This window comes from Streptomyces niveus (genome assembly GCF_001723055.1).
GTDB classification, from domain to species: Bacteria; Actinomycetota; Actinomycetes; order Streptomycetales; family Streptomycetaceae; genus Streptomyces; species Streptomyces niveus.
The window spans coordinates 1-23,219 of record NZ_MDCR01000163.1; the positions used below are offsets into that span (position 1 = coordinate 1).

General features: G+C 67.6%; 18 protein-coding genes. 12 read left to right on the forward strand and 6 right to left on the reverse strand.

From position 1 onward, the window contains the following. Positions 1-944 precede the first annotated feature (944 nt). The 4 genes from BHU15_RS39770 to BHU15_RS20155 all read left to right on the forward strand — a co-directional run bounded on the left by BHU15_RS39770 (position 945) and on the right by BHU15_RS20155 (position 3,374). Positions 945-1,250, forward strand: coding sequence for a hypothetical protein (locus BHU15_RS39770; RefSeq protein WP_141726842.1), 306 nt, complete (start codon positions 945-947; stop codon positions 1,248-1,250). Further along, positions 1,235-1,645 (forward strand): hypothetical protein, encoded by a 411-nt coding sequence (locus BHU15_RS39775; protein ID WP_141726843.1) that lies wholly within the window; start codon positions 1,235-1,237, stop codon positions 1,643-1,645. The genes BHU15_RS39770 and BHU15_RS39775 overlap by 16 nt, the downstream gene beginning before the upstream one ends. A gap of 137 nt (positions 1,646-1,782) precedes the next feature. Beyond that, on the forward strand, positions 1,783-2,070 hold the full coding sequence (locus tag BHU15_RS20150; RefSeq protein WP_255293156.1) for a helix-turn-helix transcriptional regulator: 288 nt from the start codon (positions 1,783-1,785) through the stop codon (positions 2,068-2,070). An 83-nt stretch (positions 2,071-2,153) separates the two neighbouring features. Further along, on the forward strand, positions 2,154-3,374 hold the full coding sequence (locus tag BHU15_RS20155; protein WP_069628487.1) for a tyrosine-type recombinase/integrase: 1,221 nt from the start codon (positions 2,154-2,156) through the stop codon (positions 3,372-3,374). Positions 3,375-3,517: 143 nt separating this feature from the next. On the opposite strand, the gene BHU15_RS20160 is transcribed toward BHU15_RS20155, so the two are convergent. From BHU15_RS20160 to BHU15_RS20170, 3 genes are all read right to left on the reverse strand, one after another. Then, positions 3,518-5,047 (reverse strand): helix-turn-helix domain-containing protein, encoded by a 1,530-nt coding sequence (locus tag BHU15_RS20160; RefSeq protein ID WP_023537941.1) that lies wholly within the window; start codon positions 5,045-5,047, stop codon positions 3,518-3,520. A gap of 168 nt (positions 5,048-5,215) precedes the next feature. Continuing rightward, positions 5,216-5,416, reverse strand: a complete 201-nt coding sequence (locus BHU15_RS20165; protein WP_023537940.1) for a DUF4236 domain-containing protein — start codon at positions 5,414-5,416, stop codon at positions 5,216-5,218. A gap of 151 nt (positions 5,417-5,567) precedes the next feature. Beyond that, on the reverse strand, positions 5,568-6,425 hold the full coding sequence (locus BHU15_RS20170) for a helix-turn-helix domain-containing protein (RefSeq protein WP_069628480.1): 858 nt from the start codon (positions 6,423-6,425) through the stop codon (positions 5,568-5,570). Between the two features lie 100 nt (positions 6,426-6,525). On the opposite strand from BHU15_RS20170, the gene BHU15_RS20175 reads away from it, so the two are divergent. After that, the gene (locus tag BHU15_RS20175) at positions 6,526-7,158 is read left to right on the forward strand and encodes a short chain dehydrogenase (protein ID WP_069628481.1); all 633 of its coding nucleotides are present in this window, start codon (positions 6,526-6,528) and stop codon (positions 7,156-7,158) included. 16 nt (positions 7,159-7,174) lie between these two features. Here BHU15_RS20175 and BHU15_RS20180 read toward each other — a convergent pair whose 3' ends face one another. Further along, positions 7,175-7,777 carry a TetR/AcrR family transcriptional regulator gene (locus BHU15_RS20180; protein ID WP_069628482.1) on the reverse strand — a complete coding sequence of 201 codons (603 nt, stop codon included), beginning with the start codon at positions 7,775-7,777 and terminating at the stop codon, positions 7,175-7,177. A gap of 132 nt (positions 7,778-7,909) precedes the next feature. Between BHU15_RS20180 and BHU15_RS20185 the strand changes: the two genes are divergently transcribed. Continuing rightward, positions 7,910-8,791, forward strand: coding sequence for an NmrA/HSCARG family protein (locus tag BHU15_RS20185; RefSeq protein ID WP_069628483.1), 882 nt, complete (start codon positions 7,910-7,912; stop codon positions 8,789-8,791). A 38-nt stretch (positions 8,792-8,829) separates the two neighbouring features. Here the strand turns inward: BHU15_RS20185 and BHU15_RS20190 are convergent, their stop codons facing one another. Then, positions 8,830-9,225 (reverse strand): nuclear transport factor 2 family protein, encoded by a 396-nt coding sequence (locus tag BHU15_RS20190; RefSeq protein ID WP_069628484.1) that lies wholly within the window; start codon positions 9,223-9,225, stop codon positions 8,830-8,832. Positions 9,226-9,592: 367 nt separating this feature from the next. Here BHU15_RS20190 and acnA point away from each other — a divergent pair, with 367 nt between their 5' ends. Then, positions 9,593-12,307 (forward strand): aconitate hydratase AcnA, encoded by a 2,715-nt coding sequence (gene acnA / locus BHU15_RS20195; protein ID WP_023537934.1) that lies wholly within the window; start codon positions 9,593-9,595, stop codon positions 12,305-12,307. Between the two features lie 114 nt (positions 12,308-12,421). Here acnA and BHU15_RS20200 read toward each other — a convergent pair whose 3' ends face one another. Next, on the reverse strand, positions 12,422-16,264 hold the full coding sequence (locus BHU15_RS20200; protein ID WP_069628485.1) for a GH92 family glycosyl hydrolase: 3,843 nt from the start codon (positions 16,262-16,264) through the stop codon (positions 12,422-12,424). A 706-nt stretch (positions 16,265-16,970) separates the two neighbouring features. Between BHU15_RS20200 and ngcE the strand changes: the two genes are divergently transcribed. From ngcE to BHU15_RS20225, 5 genes are all read left to right on the forward strand, one after another. Further along, positions 16,971-18,419 carry an N-acetylglucosamine/diacetylchitobiose ABC transporter substrate-binding protein gene (gene ngcE, locus BHU15_RS20205; protein WP_023537932.1) on the forward strand — a complete coding sequence of 483 codons (1,449 nt, stop codon included), beginning with the start codon at positions 16,971-16,973 and terminating at the stop codon, positions 18,417-18,419. Between the two features lie 48 nt (positions 18,420-18,467). Further along, entirely contained in the window at positions 18,468-19,397 is a 930-nt protein-coding gene (locus BHU15_RS20210) for a carbohydrate ABC transporter permease (protein ID WP_023537931.1), read from the forward strand. Continuing rightward, positions 19,397-20,320, forward strand: a complete 924-nt coding sequence (locus tag BHU15_RS20215; RefSeq protein ID WP_069628486.1) for a carbohydrate ABC transporter permease — start codon at positions 19,397-19,399, stop codon at positions 20,318-20,320. The genes BHU15_RS20210 and BHU15_RS20215 overlap by 1 nt, the downstream gene beginning before the upstream one ends. A 381-nt stretch (positions 20,321-20,701) precedes the next feature. Continuing rightward, complete coding sequence (locus BHU15_RS20220) at positions 20,702-21,901, forward strand: ROK family transcriptional regulator (protein ID WP_031229213.1); 1,200 nt, start codon at positions 20,702-20,704, stop codon at positions 21,899-21,901. A gap of 121 nt (positions 21,902-22,022) precedes the next feature. Beyond that, complete coding sequence (locus BHU15_RS20225) at positions 22,023-23,135, forward strand: sugar ABC transporter substrate-binding protein (protein WP_031229212.1); 1,113 nt, start codon at positions 22,023-22,025, stop codon at positions 23,133-23,135. Positions 23,136-23,219: the final 84 nt, after the last annotated feature.

A 23,219-nucleotide genomic window follows, 5' to 3' on the forward strand; every position in this document is an offset into this window, starting at 1 on the left:
GGGCAACACTGAAGAAGCTCAGTGCTCCGATCCATCCCCGATTCAGGACCTCGCCCTGTTGCGGATCGAGTGGCATGTCCTCGGAGTACTCGGCTGCTGTCGCACTGCCTACTCGATTCACGCCGGTTACCCAGTCACCGCGCCAAGGTGCACTTCGCCCTGCCGTACTCGCCCCGGCAGACGCTCGGGTCAGAGTCGATCCAAGAGCTCGCACGCCGTCGCCGATACTCATTCGCCCACGGCAGACAAGAAGGAACCTCAAAAGACTGGATACCTCTGCCGAAACCATGTCAACGTACAACGTCCGGGAAATTGTCAGGTCAGAAGATGCAGTGATTCGATTCCGATGGCATGCGGTTGATTCGCAGCCTCGCGTCAGATTGCCTCGCCGTCGTGGCCTCTAAGCAGGAGGCCACTCTGCTGGATTCCGCTATTCGATCCACCCGCTTCACGTCCCCCGCCCTCTTTCCACTCGGCGCGCTGAGCGTCTGGTCCAGCCAGGTGGCGGGTGCTGTGTCCAGCGGGCAGTGCCTTTGTGTCTGTGCGGTCGGCCTGTTCGGCGAGGACCTGCTGCAACGCGGCTACCGTCGCGACAGCGCCGTCCTCGTACACGTAGCGGCATACCCCGGAGCTGCAACTCGCCATGTGGCTCGTCCATTGCGGCCCGAGCGCGTCGTAGCGCGACACCTCGACCGCCTAACGGAAAACTGCCTGTTGGCACTTGTCACGGACTGCGCGACCCTGGCCCTGCGGTCATACCGGCTGGCTTCCTGACGGCGGTCGGCCCGAGCCAGTTCGTCTGATGCGGTGCGCAACATAGGCGACGATCGCCGGTTAGCCAAACCGGCGATTCTCCGGACCATTGGAGAAGTCCGGTCGCCGTGCTGCATGCGATGGCCGGACGTCTGTGTCTATCCCCACCCCTCACTTCAAGGAGCTTTCCCATGGCCGCAGTTGTTAGTGAAGGAACGTTTCATCTTTCCGATCGTCAGTGCTTCCCGATCCTGGACTGGGCCGCCGAACAACCACAGAGCTGCCTCGTTCTCCGCGCCTTCCTGGCCTCCATCGCTCTCGCGGCACTGCGTCCGGAGGAAGCCCTGGCGCTGCGCGTTCGAGACGTGGAAATCGCAGAAGACGGCGCCACCTGGCTCTTGGTCCACCTCAGGCACAAGAGTGCCGCGAGAAGGATTCGGACTGCGCGGGCGCCGTACGGCGTGTTCTCGTCTGCTGCGCGTTGGCGGCGATCCTGAAAGAGGAGACCATCCGTCGCGATCTCCACCCGGATGATGCGATATTCGTTCTCGACGATGGACGGCCGCTGACCGCCGAGGTCTACCGGAAGGTCTGGCGGCAAGCGCGGGCGGCGGTTCAGCAAGCGCATGAACTCGACTCGCCGCTCGGCAGGCATGTCTCGGCACTCCGTGACGCACGCATCGCGGCGTGGCTGAAGAACGGAGACCAGACAGCGGCGCACATCCTTGCGGTGGCCGAATGCGCCGGAATGAGCACTCCCCGCCTCGCAGAACGCTTCGCCTACTGCCTTCGCAAGTCGACACAGGACGAAATCCCTTGGGACCGACTCGAAGCCGCCTTGGCCCTTGCTGACCTGCCGAGCCAGCCGATTCCGACCGCACGGCGTGCGTAGTGGTACTCCGGGCCGCGGTTTCTCCGCGATTCTTTCCTGCCTCACGACAGGCAACGGCTGGGCGGAGTACTCGTTTCCGCCCAGCCAGGCTCCCCTCCCTCGTCCCTCACAGAGAACCCCAGATGCCTGCGCGACCCTTGCCTACCTCCACTGCGTCCTCCAAGGCCGTACGCACGGCCTTCCTGACCGTGAAGGACGCCGCCGATTACCTCGGCCTCTCACCCCACACCCTCTACGTCTGGCGCCACCGCCGTCAGGGACCGCCGAGCTTCCGCATGGGCCCCCGCGGTCGCGTCATGTATCGAGTGGAGGCCCTCGACGCCTGGGTCCGCGAACAGGAGCAGGCCGACTCCCGCTCCAACCCCGCGCTCAACCCACTCAGCGTCCGGCCGCAGGAGCGTTCCGCCCGATTTACCACCGCCTGACACGGCCTCCTGCGCCGTAGGGCCCCGCCGTCACCCTCATCACAAAGGAGTTCCACTTGGCCGGCTACATAGAAGACCGATGGCTGAAGAAGCGCCCGAACCCGAAGACCGGCAAGCGCGAACGCACGGCTATGTACGGCAAGTGCACCCGCTACCGCGTCAAGGGCATCCCCGGCGTTAAGGACCGCTCCTTCGATGCCCTTCAGGACGCCAAGACCTGGCTCGCCCAGGCCCAGACCGATGCACGACGAGGCGAGTTCGTCGATCCACGCGACGGGGCTATCTGCCTCAAGGACTACATCGCGACCCACTGGTGGCCCACACAGAGCGGCGACCCATCCACAATCGAGCGAATTGAGCAGAGGGTCCGGCGGCACATTGTTCCCCACCTGGGTGCTCAGCCGCTCAACGCCATCGGCGCGGAAGTCCTACGCCACTGGAAGAAGAGGCTGGAGAAGAACCTCGGTCCGACTTCTATCCGTCTGGTTTGGGCAACGCTTTCCAGCGTCCTCCAGGCGGCCGTCGAGGACCGTCGCCTCGGGCGCAACCCGTGCCGGTCGAGCACGGTCGGCCCTCCGGCCGCCGCTCCCGGCAGGGTCGAGGCGTGGCCGCCCGAACGGGTCCTGGCGGTACGGGAGGCCCTGCCGGATCGCTATCGGCTCCTCCTTGTGATCGGGGCGGGTCTCGGTCTCCGCCAAGGGGAGGCGCTCGGTCTCTCGGTGGACGACATCGACTTCGGGAAGGAGGTCGTGCACATCCGGCGGCAGGTCAAGATGGTGCGGGCGAAGCTGTGTTTCGCGCTTCCGAAGGGGCGCAAGGTCCGGGACGTGCCGCTGCCGGCGAGCGTGGCTCGTGCCATCCGGCAGCACGTGGAGCAATTCGTGCCAGTGCCGGTCACGCTGCCCTGGGACGACCCGACTCCCGCCAAGACGCGGGTGGAGGCCAAACACCGGCGGCCGAGGACCTACAACCTCCTGGTGACGGGACGCGAGCGGAAGGCCATCAACCGGAACTACTTCAACTCCTACGTGTGGAAGCCCGCTCTGGCCGAGGCGAGTGTGATCGCTCCGCTGGAGGAAGGTAACGCTGCCGGGGCTCGCGTGTGGGAGCCGTCCCGGGAACACGGCTTCCACGCCCTGCGCCACTTCTTCGCCTCCGAGGAACTGGAGGCTGGCGAATCGGTCGTCTCCCTGGCACGCTGGCTGGGGCACTCCGACCCGGGGTTCACACTGCGGAAGTACTCCCACTTCCTGCCGCGAGCCGGCGCACGGGGCAGTGCCGCCATCGACGCGATCTTCGCGTAGCCGCAGCCGGTCGGCAGGGCCCGTAGAGCGCGGCCCGTACCCGCCCGCAGGCCCAAAGTCCCAGAGAAGTCCCAGAGATGCCGCCGCACCCTATCCTGGCCCGCTAAATAGCAGGTCAGACAGGGTGCAGCGGCATTCGCATATCAAATGTCGCGGAAGATCTCGATCTGCGCGCCCACCGAGTTCAGCCGCTCCGCCAGGTCCTCGTAACCACGGTTGATCACATAGACGTTGCGCAGCACCGACGTGCCCTCCGCCGCCATCATCGCCAGCAGCACCACCACCGCGGGCCGCAGCGCCGGCGGGCACATCATCTCCGCCGCGCGCCAGCGCGTCGGGCCCTCCACCAGGACCCGGTGCGGGTCGAGGAGTTGGAGCCGGCCGCCGAGGCGGTTGAGGTCCGTGAGGTAGATGGCGCGGTTGTCGTAGACCCAGTCGTGGATCAGGGTCGTGCCCTGCGCGACGGCGGCGATCGCCGCGAAGAACGGCACGTTGTCGATGTTCAGGCCCGGGAAGGGCATCGGGTGGATCTTGTCGATCGGCGACTCCAGCTTCGAGGGCCGTACGGTCAGATCCACCAGCCGCGTACGGCCGTTGTCCGCCGGGTACTCCGGCGTCAGGTCGTGGTCCAGGCCCATCTCCTCCAGCACCGCGAGTTCGATCTCCAGGAACTCGATCGGCACCCGGCGGACCGTCAGCTCGGACTCGGTGACCACGGCGGCGGCGATCAGGCTCATCGCCTCTACCGGGTCCTCGGAGGGGGAGTAGTCGACATCGGTGTCGATGCTCGGCACGCCGTGCACGGTCAGCGTGGTGGTGCCGACGCCCTCGACCCGTACCCCGAGCGCGTCCAGGAAGAAGCACAGGTCCTGGACCATGTAGTTCGACGACGCGTTACGGATGACGGTGACGCCGTCGTGCCGGGCGGCGGCCAGCAGCGCGTTCTCCGTGACCGTGTCGCCGCGCTCGGTCAGCACGATGGGCCGGTCCGGTGACGTCGAGCGGTCGACCACCGCGTGGTACAGGCCCTCGGTCGCCGTGATGTCCAGGCCGAAGCGGCGCAGCGCGATCATGTGCGGCTCGATCGTGCGCGTACCGAGGTCGCAGCCGCCCGCGTACGGCAGCAGGAAGTTGTCCATGCGGTGCAGCAGCGGGCCGAGGAACATGATGATCGAGCGGGTACGCCGCGCGGCCTCCGCGTCCATGGCGGCCATGTCCAGCTCCGCCGGCGGCACGATCTCCAGATCCATGCCGTCGTTGATCCAGCGCGTGCGTACGCCGATGGAGTTGAGCACTTCGAGGAGCCGGTAGACCTCCTCGATACGTGCCACCCGCCGCAGGACCGTACGCCCCTTGTTGAGCAGCGAACCGCAGAGCAGCGCCACACAGGCGTTCTTGCTCGTCTTGACGTCGATGGAGCCGGAGAGCCGGCGTCCGCCGACCACGCGAAGGTGCATCGGCCCGGCGTATCCGAGCGACACGATCTCACTGTCGAGCGCCTCACCGATGCGCGCGATCATCTCAAGGCTGATGTTCTGGTTGCCGCGCTCGATGCGATTCACGGCGCTCTGGCTGGTGGCCAGCGCATCCGCAAGCTGTGTTTGTGTCCAGCCCCGATGCTGACGGGCGTCACGGATGAGCTTGCCGATGCGTACGAGGTAGTCGTCTGCCATGGCGAAAGGCTATCTCATATGTGAGATGAGAGAGCGGTTAGGGTCCGCCATTCGTGGAGCCCCTGCCGAGGGCCCGCACGGCGCGCCTCGCTCCTCATGCTGGCCCGACGGCCCCGTCCCGGCGAGCGGAGTACGGCCGTTCGGGCGTAACCCACTCGCCGGTCCGGGTCAGTGACCGCGACGCTTGGTCGTGGTCTTGCGCCAGCCGAACGGGCCGGGCAGATCCATCGAGGTCGTCCGCCGGCCGGTGCTGCTCGTGGTGCGCTTCGGGCCCTTCCTGCCTCCACTGGTGATGGACCACGAGCGCTTGTTGATGTTGAGCCGTACGCCGGGCAGGATCCGGAAGCTCTTACGGAAGGTGATCGGCACGGTGCTCTCCTCAAGTCGGTCTCGGTGCGGCCCTGTTGGGAGTACGGGTTACCCGTGGACGCCCATGCATGTCTGCCGGCGCCAAGATTGACGTCCGGACGTCGAGGGAGCACCGCCGATCCGGCGGGCAACGGCTCCGGGTACCGCGTCCTCAAGCAGCCAGGAGCCGCGGGAGCGCGGCCTCGGACGCGGACCCCGGCTCGGCCCCGTACACCGCCACCCGCTGCCCCTCGTCGTTCGGCAGCGCCATGAACTCGACCATCAGCGTCATCGTCCCGGCCTTCGGGTGGTGGTACGTACGGGTGTCGGTGCCGCAGTCGCCCACGGCGTGCGCGGCCCACAGCTCGGCGAACTCCGCCGAGGCGGCGGTCAGTTCGCCGACGAGCCGGGTCAGGCCGGGGTCGTCGGGGAAGCGGCCCGCGATCAGACGCAGATCGGCGACGGTGGCGCGCGCCTTCCGCGCCCAGCCGTCATCACCGGCTCCGTACAACTCGCGCGTGCGCGGGTCGAGGAACACCAGCCGGGCGATGTTGGGACGGTCCCCGCGCCGGTCCGGGGAGCCGATGTCGAGATGGCCGGCGAGCAGCGCGTGCGCCGCCCGATTCCAGTCGAGGACGTCGCCGAAGCGCCCGAGCACCAGGGCGGGTACGTCCGCGAACGACCGGATCATGTTCCGTACGCCCGGACGCACCCGCTCGGGCTCCGTCTCCCGGCGCGGGGCCTTCGGCCGAGGGCGGGCCAGCGAGTAGAGATGGGCGCGCTCGTCGTCGTCCAGGCGCAGCACGCGCGCGACGGCGTCGAGCACGGAGTCCGACGCGTTGGGGCTCTGCCCCTGCTCAAGACGCGTGTAGTAACCGGCACTCACCCCGGCGAGCTGCGCCAACTCCTCGCGGCGCAGACCCGGCACCCGGCGGCGGCTGCTCCCGTACACGGGCAGCCCGGCGTCCTCGGGCCGCAGCAGCGCCCGCCGTGACCGCAGGAACGCGCCCAGGTCCCCGTGTGTCTCCATGCGCCCCAGTATCGCGACGCGGCGCCTCCATCCTGCACCTGCCAGGGGTGGGCCCGGCGGATGGCTGGGTACGGCCGCCGGAAGGCTCCAGCATGGCGTCATGAAGATTCTGGTGATCGGTGCCACGGGCACCATCGGCGGCGCGGTCGCCGACGCGTTGGCCGCGCGAAACGGGCGCGACGGGCCGTACGACATCCTGCGCGCGGCCCGCCGAAGCTGCCCGCTGCGCGTCGACCTGACCGACACGCCCTCGATCGACGCCCTCCTCCAAGCGACCGGCCCGCTGGACGCGATCGTGTGCTGCGCGGCGAGCGGCGCGATGACCCCGCTGACCGCGCCGTCCGACACCGAGTTCTGGACCGGCCTCGACGGGAAGCTGATCGGCCAGGTCAACCTCGTACGGCGCTCGCTCAGCCACGTACGCGACGGCGGCTCGCTCACCCTCACCAGCGGCCGCTTCGCCGAGCCCGTACCGGGCAGCTCGCTCGGCCATCTGGTCAACGCCGCACTCGAAGCCTTCGTCCACGCGGCGGCGGCCGAAATGCCGCGCGGTGTACGGCTGAACGCGGTCAGCCCGGGTTGGGTACGCGAGACGCTGACCACCCTGGCCATGGACCCCGCACCGGGCACCCCCGCGGCCGACCTCGCGCGCGTCTATGTGAACGCGGTCGAGGGCAGCGCGAACGGCAGCACGCTCACCCCGCCGACGACACCCTCACGACCCTCACGGTGAGCGATGGGCGACGTGGTCAGCGCCCTCGCGCCGGACGAACCGTTCCAAGCGGCCGCAGCCCCTCCATCGCGAACGACAACAGCCGTTCCGCCTGCGCCGCCGACGTCTGCTCACCCGCCCAAGCAACCGAGTTGACCAGCGCGTAGAGGTCGGCGGCCGTGGCGTCCTCGCGGGTGACGCCGGCCCGCTGCGCCCGGCCGAGCAGGTGCTCGCCGGCGTCGAGCACCGACCGGCAGGCCGCGTGCAACTCCGACGTCTCGTCCTCCACCGCGCGCATCAGCGACGTGGCGAGACCTCGGTACGCGGTCGCGTGCGCCACCGCGGCGCGCGCCCAGAGCAGCAGCGCCTCGTGCGGCGACGGATGGTCCATCAGCTCGTGCGCTCTTCCGGCGAGCGCCCGCATGCGGTCGCCCAGCAGCGCCTCCAACAAGGCCTGACGGGTGGGGAAATGGGCGTAGAGCGTGCCGTTGGCCACCCCCGCGCGGCGTGCGACGTCCTCCAGCGACGCGTCGGTGCCACGCTCGGCGAAGGCCGCGCCCGCTTCGGTGAGGAGCCGTTCGTAGTTACGGCGCGCGTCGGCGCGCATACGGCGCCGGGGCGCGGGTCCGGCGGTACTCATGTTTCCCTCCGCTGTTCGCACTTGCCCACTTGTTAAATCGAGACAGTCTCAATATCTTTTCCGAGACGGTCTCATCTTATCCGGCGGCGTTGAGGAGTGAGCGGAGTGAGCGGAGTGAGTGGAGTGAGTGGCGTGAGCGGCACCGACGGGACGATCCTCGTGACCGGCGCGACCGGACGGCAGGGGGGCGCCACCGCCACCCAACTCCTTGCCGCTGGCCTCCCCGTTCGCGCCCTCGTACGCGACCCCTCGGCCCCCGCGGCGAAAGCTCTGACGGCGGCCGGTGCCGAACTCCGTACGGGAGACCTCGACGACCCGCACTCGCTGGCCGCCGCGCTCGACGGCGTCCACGGCGTCTTCGGAGTCACCCCCGACGACCTGGACGCCGAGCGCGAGATCCGCCGGGGCCGCGCCCTGGTCGACGCGGCGGTCTCGGCCGGGGTCGGGCACTTCGTCTTCGCCTCGGTCGGCGGCGCCGAGCGGGGGACCGGCATCCCGTACTGGGAGAGCAAGTGGCAGATCGAACGCCATCTCGCCGCGACCGGCCTGCCGTCCACGGTCCTGCGCCCGGTCCGTTTCATGGAGAACCACACCCTGACCGGACTCCCCGTCGGCGGCATCGTGGACGGCGTCCTGACGCACCTCTTCGCACCGGACACCCCGGTCCAGCTCATCGCCGTGACCGACATCGGAGCCTTCGCGGCCCTCGCGTTCGCCCGACCGCAGGACTACCTGGGCCAGGCGCTCGAACTGGCCGGCGACGAACTCACCCCCGAGCGGACCGTCCAGCTGATCACCGACCGCCTCGGCCGCGAGGTCCGCTACCGCCAAGTCCCCGCGGCCACGCTTGGCCTGACTTCCGGCGCGGCGCGGGCCTTCGCCTCCGGACGTGGCCTCTGGCAGGCGGACATCGCGGCCCTGCGCACCCGTCACCCCGGCCTGCTGGACTTCACCACCTGGCTCGAACGGGGTGGCGCGGCGCGCATGTCCACGCTCTGGCCGGACGGCCCCTGACGGCGCCCGTCAGTCAGCCGGGTCGACCAGGTCGACCGTCAGAGAGTCCGCCCCGGCATCGGCTCAGCGAGCGCCGCCCGCCGGGGCGACGCGCCGAAGGGGTCCGCGAAGTACTGGGTCTCGTGGACCACGTGCCCGTCGGCGAATTCCATGACGCTCACCGAGTACGAGGGCGCACCGTCGTACGTGATGACGCACTCGCTCACCCACAGCCGCCCGTGCCCCGTGATCCGCCGGACGCTGAAGTGCCGGTCGGCCGGGTGGCCGCCGCGCTGGGCGGAGATCGCCGCGCGGCCCCGGAACCGCTCACCCGACTGCGGGTAGTCCAGGAGCGCGTCCGTGGCGTAGATGGCGTGCTCGGCCTCGGTGTCGCCGCGCTCCGAAGCCCGCCAGTGTTCCTCGATCGCGGCCCTGATCAGGGAGTCAGTCTCCATGGCACCGCCCCTTCCGTGGCGGTGCCAACGTAGCCCCGCCGCGACACGGTCGGCTCTTCCCGCCGGCCGGCGGGAGCAGGTCCGGCGCCGAACGACTCGATTGGACGACAATTGTGAGGACAGCGAACGACAACGAACAACGGGAGAACAACAGCGCCCGGGCATGACCCCGAAGCGGTCATGTACTAGAGTTATCTCGACATCGAGATATCTGCCGAAGGCGTACCGCAGCCGCCAGGCAGTAAGGCGAACCTAACTAAGCCTTACCTTAGCGGATCGGCGAGCAGCCCGTTGGCGGCACCGCGCGGCGTCAGCCGCACATGCGTCGCGGCGCGGTAGTACGCGCACATTCATGAAGGAGACTGTCGTGTCGGCGAACAGCTTCGACGCCCGCAGCACGCTGCGCGTGGGCGACGAGTCGTACGAGATCTTCAGGCTGGACAAGGTCGAGGGCTCAGCGCGCCTCCCTTACAGCCTGAAGGTGCTGCTGGAGAACCTGCTCCGTACCGAGGACGGCGCGAACATCACCGCCGACCACATCCGCTCGATCGGCGGGTGGGACTCCCAGGCGCAGCCGAGCCAGGAGATCCAGTTCACCCCGGCCCGCGTGATCATGCAGGACTTCACCGGCGTGCCCTGCGTCGTCGACCTCGCCACCATGCGCGAGGCCGTCAAGGAGCTCGGCGGCGATCCGGCGAAGATCAACCCGCTGGCCCCGGCCGAGCTGGTCATCGACCACTCCGTCATCGCCGACAAGTTCGGTACGCCGGAGTCCTTCGCGCAGAACGTGGAGCTGGAGTACGGCCGCAACAAGGAGCGTTACCAGTTCCTGCGCTGGGGCCAGACCGCGTTCGACGAGTTCAAGGTCGTCCCGCCCGGCACCGGCATCGTCCACCAGGTCAACATCGAGCACCTGGCCCGCACCGTCATGGTCCGCGGCGGCCAGGCGTACCCCGACACCCTCGTCGGCACCGACTCGCACACCACCATGGTCAACGGCCTCGGTGTGCTCGGCTGGGGCGTCGGCGGCATCGAGGCCGAGGCCGCGATGCTCGGCCAGCCCGTCTCGATGCTCATCCCGCGCGTCGTCGGCTTCAAGCTGACTGGCGAGCTGACCCCGGGCACCACCGCCACCGACCTCGTCCTCACGATCACCGAGATGCTCCGCAAGCACGGTGTCGTCGGCAAGTTCGTCGAGTTCTACGGCGAGGGCGTCGGCGCCACCTCGCTCGCCAACCGCGCCACCATCGGCAACATGTCGCCGGAGTTCGGCTCCACCGCCGCGATCTTCCCGATCGACGACGAGACCCTGAAGTACCTGCGCCTGACCGGCCGTGACGAGCAGCAGGTCGCGCTGGTCGAGGCGTACGCCAAGGAGCAGGGCCTCTGGCTCGACCCGGCCGCCGAGCCCGACTTCTCCGAGAAGCTGGAGCTGGACCTCGCCACGGTCGTCCCGTCCATCGCGGGCCCCAAGCGCCCGCAGGACCGTATCGTCCTGGCGAACGCCAAGGAGCAGTTCGCGCTCGACGTCCGCAACTACGTGACGGACGACGAGGAGGCGGGCAAGGAGTCCTTCCCGGCCTCCGACTCGCCGGCCTCCGCCAACGGGGTGCCGACCCGCCCGACCCTGGTCACCACGCCGGACGGTTCGACGTACGAGATCGACCACGGCGCCGTCACCGTCGCCGCGATCACCTCCTGCACCAACACCTCGAACCCGTACGTGATGGTCGCCGCCGCGCTCGTCGCGAAGAAGGCCGTCGAGAAGGGCCTCACCCGCAAGCCCTGGGTCAAGACGACCCTGGCGCCGGGCTCGAAGGTCGTCACGGACTACTTCGACAAGGCGAACCTCACGCCGTACCTCGACAAGCTCGGCTTCAACCTCGTCGGTTACGGCTGCACGACCTGCATCGGCAACTCGGGTCCGCTGGACGAGGAGATCTCCAAGGCGATCAACGAGAACGACCTGGCCGTCGCCGCGGTGCTCTCCGGCAACCGCAACTTCGAGGGCCGTATCAACCCCGACGTCAAGATGAACTACCTGGCGTCCCCGCCGCTCGTCGTCGCCTACGCGATCGCCGGCTCGATGAAGGTCGACATCACGCGCGACGCGATCGGCGTCGACAAGGACGGCAAGCCCGTCCACCTCGAAGACATCTGGCCGACCGAGGCCGAGGTCAACGAGGTCGTCGCCTCCGCCATCGGCGAGGACATGTTCAACAAGTCCTACCAGGACGTCTTCGCGGGCGACGCCCAGTGGCAGGCGCTGCCGATCCCCACGGGCAACACCTTCGAGTGGGACCCGCAGTCGACCTACGTACGGAAGCCCCCGTACTTCGAGGGCATGACGATGGAGACGACCCCGGTCGCCGACATCACCGGCGCGCGCGTGCTCGCCATGCTGGGCGACTCGGTCACCACCGACCACATCTCCCCGGCGGGCGCGATCAAGGCGGACACGCCGGCGGGCAAGTACCTGACGGAGCACGGCGTCGAGCGCCGTGACTTCAACTCGTACGGCTCGCGCCGGGGCAACCACGAAGTCATGATCCGCGGCACGTTCGCCAACATCCGCCTGCGCAACCAGATCGCGCCGGGCACGGAGGGCGGCTACACCCGCGACTTCACGGCGGCGGACGCCCCGGTCTCCTTCATCTACGACGCCTCGCAGAACTACCAGGCAGCCGGCACCCCGCTGGTCGTCCTCGCGGGCAAGGAGTACGGCTCGGGCTCGTCCCGCGACTGGGCGGCGAAGGGCACGGCGCTGCTGGGCGTCAAGGCGGTCATCGCCGAGTCGTACGAGCGCATCCACCGCTCGAACCTGATCGGCATGGGCGTGCTGCCGCTCCAGTACCCGGAGGGCGGCTCGGCGCTGTCGTACGGTCTGACGGGCGAGGAGACCTTCACCTTCACGGGCGTCACCGGGCTGAACGACGGCACGACCCCGGCCACGGTCAAGGTCACGACGGACACCGGCGTGGAGTTCGACGCGGTGGTCCGCATCGACACCCCGGGCGAGGCGGACTACTACCGCAACGGCGGCATCATGCAGTACGTGCTGCGCAGCCTGATCCGCAAGTAGCCCCCCCGGGCCCGAGTCGGGCCCGACGGACGGCGCGTGACGAGGGGCCGTACTCCCCGCGCGACAGCGTGGCGAGTACGGCCCCTCGGCGTTCGCGGCCGGGCCGCGGCGTCCCTACCGCAGCAGCTCCACCTCCGACAGCTCCGCCTCACCCTTCGTCACCAGGCGGTAGTGCTCGTACGACCCCGGCGAGGCGACCGTGAACGCCCGTGTCTGCTGGTCCCACTTGAAGGACTGGCCGGACCGCTTGTCCAGGGTCTTCCAGGTCTTGCCGTCCGCCGAGCCCTGGAGTTCCCACCCGGCCGGCGACGTGTCCGCCGTGGCCGACGTCAGTGTGTACTGCACCGCCTTCGTCGCGGACTCCACCGGCAGGTCCACCGAACCGCCCACCGCGCCCTTGGTCTTCGACGTGTTGTCGAAGAGGGCGCCCGGGCCGGACAGCGCGTCCGCGCGCGGCGACGGCACCTTGTCGTCCTTCGCGATCGACACCGGCGCAGCGTCCTTGCCCGAGCCCCATGTCGACGGCTTCGGGCCCATGTCGAACTCCAGCGTGCCGCCCTTGGCCAGCACGTCGTGCGGCAGCCCCGTGGAGTTCCACGCCTTGCCGTTGACCTTTAGGCCCTGCACGTAGATGTTCTTGTCACTGTTCTTCGGCGCCGAGACGACGAGCTTCTTCCCGTTCTCCAGGTGCACCGTCGTCTTCGTGAAGAGCGGCGAGCCGACCGCGTACTCCCCGCTGCCCATCACCAGCGGGTAGAAGCCCATCGCGGAGAAGAGGTACCAGGCCGACTGCTCGCCGTTGTCCTCGTCGCCGTGGTAGCCCTGTCCGATCTCGCTGCCGGTGTAGAGGCGGCTCAGCACCTCGCGGACCTTCTCCTGCGCCTTCCAGGGCTCGGACGCCGCGTTGTACATGTACGTGGCGTGGTGTGCGACCTGGTTGGAGTGGCCGTACATGCCCATCCGGACGTCCCGCGCCTCCGTCATCTCGTGGATGACACCGCCGTAGGAGCCCTTGAACTCCGGCGACGCGGTCTCCGGCGTCGCGAAGTACTCGTCCAGCTTCTTCCCGAGACCCGCGCGCCCGCCGTACAGGTTGGCGAGACCGCGAGAGTCCTGCGCCGCCGTGAAGGAGTAGCCCCACGCGTTCGTCTCGGTGTAGTCGTAACCCCACACCCGCGGGTCGAACGTGTCGCTCGGGACCCGCCAGTCGCCCTTCAGGTTCCGGCCCTGGAAGAAGTCGGCCTCCTTGTCGAAGAGCGAGACGTAGCTCTGGGCGCGGTTGAGGAAGTACGCGGACTCGTCCTTGTACCGCTTCTCGCCCGTCTCCTGGTAGAGCTTCTCGCCCATCTTCGCGATGCCGTAGTCGTTGAGGTAGCCCTCCAGCGACCAGGACAGGCCCTCATGGGTCTCGGTGGAGGCGTAGCCGAGGAACGGCGACGTCTCCATGCCCTTGCGGCCCACGCCCGAACTCGGCGGCACCACCGTCGCGTTCTTCAGCGCCGCGTCGTACGCCGCCTTCGCGTCGAAGTCGACACCCTTCACATACGCGTCCGCGAAGGCCACGTCCGAACTGGTGCCGGTCATCAGGTCCGCGTAGCCGGGGGAGGACCAGCGCGAGATCCAGCCGCCGTCCTTGTACTGCTGGACGAAGCCGTCCACCATCTCCCCGGCCTTCTTCGGGGTCAGGAAGGAGTACGCGGGCCACGTCGTCCGATAGGTGTCCCAGAAGCCGTTGTTGACGTACACCTCGCCCGTGACGATCTTCGCGCCCGTGTGCGTGGGGGAGTCCGTGCCCATCTTCGGTACGAAGGGGCTCGCGTACTGCTGCCGCGGCTTCTTCTTCGTCCCCGTGTTCTCGAAGCCGGAGTTGGGATACAGGTAGAGCCGGTAGAGGCTGGAGTACAGCGTCGTGAGCTGGTCCTTGGTGGCGCCCTCGACCTCCACCTTCCCCAGGATGCCGTCCCAGGCGCGCTGCGCGTCCTTCTTGACCCGGTCGAAGCCCAGGTCGGCCGGCAGCTCGTCCGCCAGGTTCTTCTTCGCCTGGTCGACACTGATCAGCGAGGTCGCGATCCGCAGGTTCACGGTGCGGTCCTGGCCCGCGTCGAGGCGTACGAATCCGGTGACGTCCTTGCCGCCACCGCCGGGCAGCTTGCCGCTGTCCTTGACCGCCGCGTCGAACACGCCGTACACGAACAGCCGTGTGGCGCCCGCCGATCCGCCGCTGCGCACGTCGGAGAAGCCGGTGAAGGACCGGTTCGCGGCGTCGATGGTCAGACCGCCGTTGTTGTTGACGTTGTCGAGGACGATGCTCGCGTCGTCACCGGGATATGTGAACCGCATCGCCGCCGCGTGGTCCGTGGGGGTGATCTCCGCCTTGAGGCCGTTCTCGAACGTCACGCCGTAGTAGTGCGGCCTGGCGATCTCGTTCTCGTGGCGGTAAGGCAGCGCGCGCGCCTTGCGCGAGGCGTCCGGTGTGCCGGCGGCCGTCGACGGCATCAGCTGGAAGGTCTGCCGGTCGCCCATCCAGGGGCTCGGCTCATGGCTCGCGGACAGCGCCTCCAGCGCGGGGAGGTTGGCGTCGTTGTTGCGGCGCGAGTACTCGTAGATCCAGCTCGTCGAACCGGCGTCGGTCACCGGCGTCCAGAAGTTGAAACCGTGCGGCACGGCCGTGGCCGGGAAGGTGTTGCCGCGCGAGAAGGAACCGCTGGAGTTGGTGCCGCGCGTGGTCGACGCGTAGTCCGAGAGGTGCGCGAGGCGCTTCTCGGGAGCCTTCACCGCCAGTGCTATGTCGTCCACCCAGCCCTGGAATTTCGCCGGGCCCTTGGGGGAGTCGTACGCCACGAGTATCCGGTCCACCGTCTTGCCGGCGGCGACGGAGCCGATCCGGGAGGCGACCGCGTTCCACTGGTTGACGTACAGTCGCTTGGCCTCGCCCTGGCCCTGAGGGCTCATCAGGCCGCCGTGCGAGTCGAGCGCCTTCAGGTCGCTCAGATACGTGCCGTCGGTGAAGGCGAGGTCCACCGAGACGTTGGTGGCCGGGTAGTTGAGGTCCGTCTCCGTCATCGAGGGATAGATCTTGTACGACAGCTCCGTGTCCGCGCGCACGGCCGTGTTGACGTCGAAGACCTTGTTGTACGAGTAGCCCCGGCCGTCCGCCTCGTGCGAACCGGCGTACTCCAGCGCGCGCTTGCCGGTGAACCCGGCGTTGGACTTGGCCGTGGGGGAGCCGCCCGGGCCGCTGTCGATCTGGCTGCGCATGTCGCCGGCCGGCGGCGTGCTGGTGTCACCGTTGGAGAACTGGACGTCGGCGAGCTGGGTGGCGTCGCCCGCCCCGTTGTTCTTGGTGATGTCCAGCCGGTAGTGCGCGTACTCGGTCGAATTGTCGAAGTCGTATGACTTTGTCTGGAATCGTTCGCCGAAGGTCTGGTCCACTCGGCTGTCGAGCGTCTTCCAGTCCTTGCCGTCCGTCGATCCCTTGAGTGTCCACTCCTTCGGATCGCGCTCGGCGTGGTCGTTCGCCGACGTCAGCGCGTAGGTCGACACCTTGACCGGCGCGTCCAGGTCGAACTCGATCCAGGCGGTCGGCTCGAAAGCCAGCCACTTGGTGCTCGACTGGATGTCGACCAGGTTCTCCTTGCCCTCGCCGCCGTTCGTGTTCTCGTCGCTGGCGCGCAGTTCCACGACGCGGTCGGTGACGTTGCCCGGGATGCCGGCGTTGAACTCGCCGTTCACGCCCGAGGATCGCTTCTCTCCATCGGGTCCGGTATCAACCGTATTGCGCCAATTCGGCTGCGTATCGCCCTCTTCGAAAGAGGACGCGAACGAGTCCTTGGGGGCCGCCGCCTTGGCGGGCTGTGCTACAGCTGACGAGTGTGCGGTGACGACCAGCAGTGAAGCGGCGGCCACCAGGGCGGCGTTGCGGCACTGCGTGAGCCGGGGTCTGGGTGTGCGCTGCATCCCGAGCCTTCCTCTTCCGGAAGCATGATGGACAACGTTGTCAAAAGTCATGCGCCGGTTAAGTAGTGGTACAAGAGAGGCAAGGTGTCAAGGGTGTTGCCGGTGTGAGATGACAAGAACCGGCCATTGTTCCGCACGCGATTCGTGGAATGGGCACACAACTGCCCGCGCCGAGAGCGCGCGAGAGGTCCGGATATCGCGCCGTGCGCGATCCGGAAAAAGCGGCGAGATCCGTACGGATGCCGCGCGGCCCTTCTGAAACCCTCTCCAGGTCTCAACTCGGGAAAGACTCCCGCCCAAACCTGCTTTCGATCTTGCTCACCCGACCTGAAGTGGACTATACCTGTCGGCGTCCGCCTCGCCAGGTTTCGAACGGTGAAGGACCAGGAGACGGGGGAGGGTTGGGTGCCGCGATGCCGTGACGCACCCCGCCGCCAACCATTCAGGCCGTCCCTGCTGTAATCACGCATCACGTACGACGCATCACTCAACTGGCATCACGCAACAGGCAACGCAGCGCACGCATCACGCATCACGCATCTCGTACGACGCTCGACAACACGCTCAACGCGAAGCACGGCAATCAGCACCACAATCCTGAACGACCAGCTTCATTTGACCGCGGTGGCGGGGCCCTTCTGCCTCAGGCGAGAAGGACGGGCGACCGGTACACCGCCTGAGTCCTGGAGAAGGCGAGGACTTGAGCATGGGATCCACCTCCGCTCACAGCAATGAGGGCCTTGGCCGTCGTGATCTGATCAAGCGTTCGGCCGCGATCGGCCTGATCACCGTCCCGACCATGAGTTTCCTGGCGTCCTGCGCGAGCAGCGACAGCGGCACCGAGGACAAGGTCGAGAAGGGCAAGACCTCGGCGAAGAACCCCCTCGGAGCCAACGAGACGGCGCAGCTCGATGTCGTCATCTTCAACGGCGGTTTCGGCGAGCAGTACGCCATCGACGCGGAGAAGCGGTACAACGCGGCCTTCCCGAAGGCCCCGAAGGTCAAGCACGCGGCGACCGAGAAGATCCAGTCCACGCTCCAGCCGAGGTTCAACGGCGGCACCCCGCCGGACCTGATCGACAACTCCGGCGCCGAGCAGATGGACATGGGCGTGCTGGTGGGCAAGAAGCAGCTCACCGACCTCACCGCGCTGATGGACGCCCCGTCCTACGACGACCCGGCGAAGAAGGTGCGCGACACCCTGCGCCCCGGCATCGTCGAGATGGGCCAGTTCGACGGCGACCCCGTCTGGATCATGTACTACGCCTACACGGTGTACGGCGTCTGGTACTCGCAGAAGGCCCTGGAGGACCTCGACTCGGCGTACCCCGAGACGTGGGACGACATGCTGGCGCTCTGCGCCAAGGCGAAGAAGAAGGGCATCGCGGGCTGGACGTACGCGGGCAAGCACCCGTACTACATCCCGTTCTCGCTCTACCCGCTGATCGCCAAGATCGGTGGCGTCGAGGTCCTCGACAAGATCGACAACCTGGAGCCGAACGCCTGGAAGGACCCGGCGGTCAAGACGGCCTTCGAGGCGTACTACGAGCTGTTCAAGAAGGGCTACATCCTTCAGGGCACCCCCGGTCTGGACCACATCCAGTCGCAGACCGCGTGGACGAAGGGCAAGGCGCTCTTCATCCCGAACGGTTCGTGGGTGGAGAACGAGGCGGCCAAGACGATGCCGGCCGACTTCAACCTCGCCGTCGGCGCGCCGTCCAGCATGGACGCCTCCGACAAGATGCCGTTCGGTACCCTCTGGGCGTCCGGCGGTGAGCCCTTCATCGTGCCGCAGAAGGCCAAGAACCCGCAGGGTGGCATGGAGTTGCTGCGCATCATGCTCAGCGAGGAGTCGTCGAAGAACTTCACCTCCCAGGTGAAGTCGCTGACCGCCCTGAACGGCGGCACCGACGGCGTCGAGCTGACGCCGGGTCTGAAGTCGGCCGTCGCCGCCCTGGACAAGGCGGGGACGAACGTCGTCAACCCGCGTATGCAGGACTGGTACGTCAAGCTCCAGAAGGAGCAGATCGGTGTCGCCGGCCTCGGCGAGATGATGGCCGGGCGCGCCACCCCCGCCGAGACCATCAAGAAGATCCAGGGTTACGCGGATGCCGCCGCGAAGGACCAGTCCATCAAGCACTACAAGCACCAGTGAGCAGGCGTCACCAGCGGCGGCATCCGCACACAGATCGGGGTCGGATCCATGCAGCACGGTAAGTACCGGTTCATCGTGGGGTTTTTGATCGCCCCCTTGGCGTTGTACGCGATCTTCGTCATATGGCCGTTCATCCAGTCCATCTACTACTCGTTCACGGACTGGACGGGGCTGAGTTCCGATTTCAAGATGGTGGGCTTCGACAACTACAAGAAGATGTTCGAGGACGACATCTTCTGGAAGTCCTTGCAGCACAGCGTGTTGTTCGTGCTGCTGCTGCCGCTGGTGACGCTCGCCCTCGCGCTCTTCCTCGCCTTCATGATCAATGTCGGCGGGCGGCAGCGGAAAGGCGCCGCGATCACGGGTGTCCGTGGTTCGGGTTTCTACAAGATCGCGTATTTCTTTCCGCAGGTGCTCTCCATCGCGATCGTCGCCCTGCTTTTCCAGTTCGCGTACAACCCGGAGAGCGGCGCCATCAACGCGGCGCTCGACGCGGTGGGACTGGACAGCGTCCAGCCGCTCTGGCTGGGTGACCCGGATCTCGCGCTCTGGTGCGTGATGGCGGTCCTGATCTGGAGCACGGTCGGTTTCTTCGTCGTCCTGTTCTCCGCCGGAATGGCCTCCATTCCGAAGGACTACTACGAGGCGGCGCTGCTGGACGGCGCCGACCGGTTCACCACCTTCTTCAAGATCACGCTTCCGCTGCTCTGGGACACGGTGCAGGCCGGCTGGATCTACATGGGCATCCTGGCCCTCGGCGCCGAGGCGTTCGCGGTCGTACAGATCATGACCGTGGGGCCGGGCGGTGGCGGACCCGACTACTCGACGACGGTCCTGCCGCTGTACGTCTACCAAACGGCCTTCCGGGACGCCCAGGCCGGTTATGCCACAACGATCGGTGTCGCTCTGCTCGTGGTGACGCTGTCCTTCGCGGCAGTCGTGACGAAGCTGGGCCGGCGCGAGCGGCTGGAGTTCTGATGAAGACCACTGACACACCTCCGGCCAAGCTGCCCGAGGAGCCGCAGGACCGGCGGCCGGTGACCAAGGTGGACGCCCCGCCGGTGAAGGAGAAGCGCGAGGGCACCGTCCTCAACGTCTTCTCGCACGGTGTGCTCGTCATCTGGGCGCTGCTGGTCGTCCTGCCGCTGCTGTGGGCGGTGATGTCCTCCTTCAAGGACGACAACTCCATCTTCAGCTCACCCTGGGCGCTGCCGGACAAGCTCCACTTCGAGAACTGGTCGCGGGCCTGGAGCCAGGCCCACATGAGCGACTACTTCTTCAACACCATCGTGGTGGTGGGGGGTTCGCTGATCGGCACCCTGGTGCTCGGCTCGATGGCCGCGTACGTGCTGGCGCGCTTCGACTTCCCCGGGAACCGCTTCATCTACTTCCTCTTCATCGGAGGGATGAGCTTCCCGATCATCCTGGCGCTGGTCCCGCTGTTCTTCGTCATGAACAACATGGGGCTGCTGAACACCACGCACGGTCTGATCCTGGTGTACATCGCCTACTCGCTGCCGTTCACGGTGTTCTTCCTGTCGTCCTTCTTCAGGACGCTGCCGAGTTCGGTGGCGGAGGCGGCGATCATCGACGGCGCCTCGCACACCAGGACCTTCTTCCAGATCATGCTGCCGATGGCCAAGCCGGGTCTGATCAGCGTGGGCATCTTCAACTTCCTCGGGCAGTGGAACCAGTACATGCTGCCGACGGTGCTCAACACCGACCCGGACAAGAAGGTGCTCTCGCAGGGCCTGGTGCAGCTCGCGGTCAGCCAGGGTTACAAGGGCGACTACTCCGGGCTGTTCGCCGGACTGGTGATGGCGATGCTGCCGGTGCTCGCCGCGTACATAATCTTCCAGCGCCAGGTCGTCGCCGGCCTGACGGCGGGCGCGCTCAAGTAGCGGGCGCGCTCAAGTGGCGGAGCGCGGCCTCCGCTTCACCGTTCCACGGCTCCTCCGAACCGCCCTCCGGCCTCTCGCCGGGGGGCGGTTCGTGGTGTTCCGGGCCCGCGCGGAGGGGGTTCGTTCGGTATCCATCCCGAGCCGAAGGGGCACTTTTCGCCACCGGTAGTGGCCTGAAATCGACAGAACGGCGATGTTCGCAGGTCAGATGGGTAAGTACGGTGCTCATCCGAGGTCGGCACTGCTCAAGGTCTTGACGGGAAGCGACCCGAAAGGCTGAGGTTAGAGTTCACAAGTTGGAGAAACGTCGGGGTTTCACAGGCGCGACCCCGGCCGGGGGCGGTGGTCGTGCCGCCTGCCAAGGGCAGGAGTGGATCAGTTGTGGAGACTCCAGGGTCGCAGTCGTCTCTGCACCGGGCGAATCTGGAGCGGGTCGTGCGCGCGGTGCGCATGGCGGGCTCGCTCACCCAGGCGGAGATCGCCCGGAGCACCGGACTGTCGGCGGCCACGGTCTCCAACATCGTCCGCGAGCTGCGGGAGGGCGGCACCGTCGAGGTGACGCCCACCTCGGCGGGTGGCCGCCGGGCCCGCAGCGTCTCGCTCAGCGGCGACGCCGGCATCGTCATCGGCGTGGACTTCGGCCACACTCATCTGCGGGTGGCCGTCGGCAATCTGGCCCACCAGGTGCTCGCCGAGGAGTCCGAACCGCTCGACGTGGACGCCTCGTCGGCGTACGGCTTCGGCCGCGCCGAGGAGCTGGTGGAGCGGCTCATCGAGGCCACCGGGATCGGCCGCCAGAAGGTCATCGGCGTGGGCCTCGGGGTGCCGGGGCCCATCGACGTCGTCTCGGGCACGCTCGGCTCCACCTCGATCCTGCCTGGCTGGACGGGAATCAACCCCAGCGAGGAGATGGCGGGCCGTCTCGGCGTGCCGGTGTACGTCGACAACGACGCCAATCTGGGCGCCCTCGGCGAGCTGGTCTGGGGCAGCGGCCGGGGCGTGAAGGACCTCGCCTACATCAAGGTCGCCAGCGGCGTCGGCGCCGGTCTGGTCATAGACGGTCAGATCTACCGCGGACCGGGCGGTACGGCGGGCGAGATCGGGCACATCACGCTCGACGAGTCGGGCCCCGTCTGCCGCTGCGGAAACCGGGGCTGCATGGAGACCTTCACGGCGGCCCGCTACGTCCTGCCGCTGCTCAGGTCCAGTCACGGCCGCGATCTGACCATGGAGCGCGTCGTGCAGCTGGCCAGGGAGGGCGACCCGGGCTGCCGCCGGGTGATCGCCGACGTCGGGCGCCACATCGGCAGCGGCGTCGCCAATCTCTGCAACCTGCTCAACCCCAGCCGGGTGGTGCTCGGCGGTGATCTGGCCGAGGCCGGGGAACTGGTGCTCGCGCCGATACGCGAGTCCGTCTCCCGGTACGCGATCCCCAGCGCCGCCAGACAGCTCTCGGTGCTTCCAGGAGCCCTCGGCGGGCGCGCGGAAGTGCTCGGCGCACTCGCCCTCGTACTGAGCGAAATGGGCGATTCGACCCTGCTGGAAAGCACTCTGCCTGTCGGCTCCGCTGTCTTCACTTAGATAACGAATGGCACCGTTGTCATCTCGTTAAGGATTTACTCCTTGACGCTGAGTCCGCATCGGAGTTGACTTCCAGCCACCTCGGCCGCAACGTCGCGGCCTCGTCAGGGAGGTTTCTGAAGTGAACGCACATCTCCGACGTGCTGCCGTGGCCGCCGCTGCCACCACGATGGCCGTCTCGCTCGCCGCCTGTGGAAGCGCCAAGGAGTCCGGGGACTCGGCGAAGGAGTCGTCCAAGAAGTCGGACGGCTCGCTGACCATCGGGCTGCTGCTGCCCGAGAACCAGACGGCGCGCTACGAGAAGTTCGACAAGCCGCTGATAGAGAAGCGCGTCAGCGAGCTGACCGACGGCAAGGGCAAGGTCGTCTACGCCAACGCCAAGCAGGACGCGGCGACGCAGAACCAGCAGGCCGACACGATGGTCACCAACAAGGTCGACGCCCTGATCGTGGACGCCGTCGACTCCAAGGCCATCACGGGCTCGATCAAGAAGGCCAAGGACGCGGGCATCCCGGTCATCGCCTTCGACCGCCTCGCCGAGGGCGACATCGACGGCTACGTCTCCTTCGACAACGAAGAGGTCGGCCGCGTCCAGGGCCAGGCGCTCCTGGACGAGCTGGGTCCGAAGGCGAAGGACGGTGACATCGTGATGATGAACGGCGCGATCACCGACCCGAACGCCGCCCTCTTCAAGAAGGGCGCCAAGTCCGTCCTCGAGGGCAAGGTGACGATCGGCAAGGAGTACGACACCAAGGAGTGGAAGCCGGAGAACGCCAACGCCAACATGGAAGGCGCGATCTCGGCCCTGGGCAAGGACAAGATCGTCGGCGTCTACTCCGCCAACGACGGCATGGCGGGCGGCATCATCACCGCCCTCAAGGGCGCCGGTATCTCCCCGCTCCCGCCGGTCACCGGCCAGGACGCCGAACTCGCCGGTGTGCAGCGCATCGTCGCCGGTGAGCAGTTCATGAGCGTCTACAAGCCGTACCCGACCGAGGCCTCCATCGCCGCCGAGATGGCCGTCGCCGTCGCCAAGGGCGAGTCCCTGGACGCCATCGCCAAGACGAAGGTCGACAGCGCCACCACCAAGGGCATCCCGTCGGTCCTCGTCCCGGTCGTCTCGCTGACCAAGGACAACATCAACGACACGGTGATCAAGGACGGCATCTACACCGTCGACGAGATCTGCACCGCGAAGTTCAAGGCCAAGTGCGACACCCTCGGCGTTAAGTAGCACGACCGCGGAAACCCGCCCTGAAGCCTGTCCGGCGCCCCGCCCGGTAGCGGGACAGTTGAGGGGCGGGGCGCCGGACAGGCT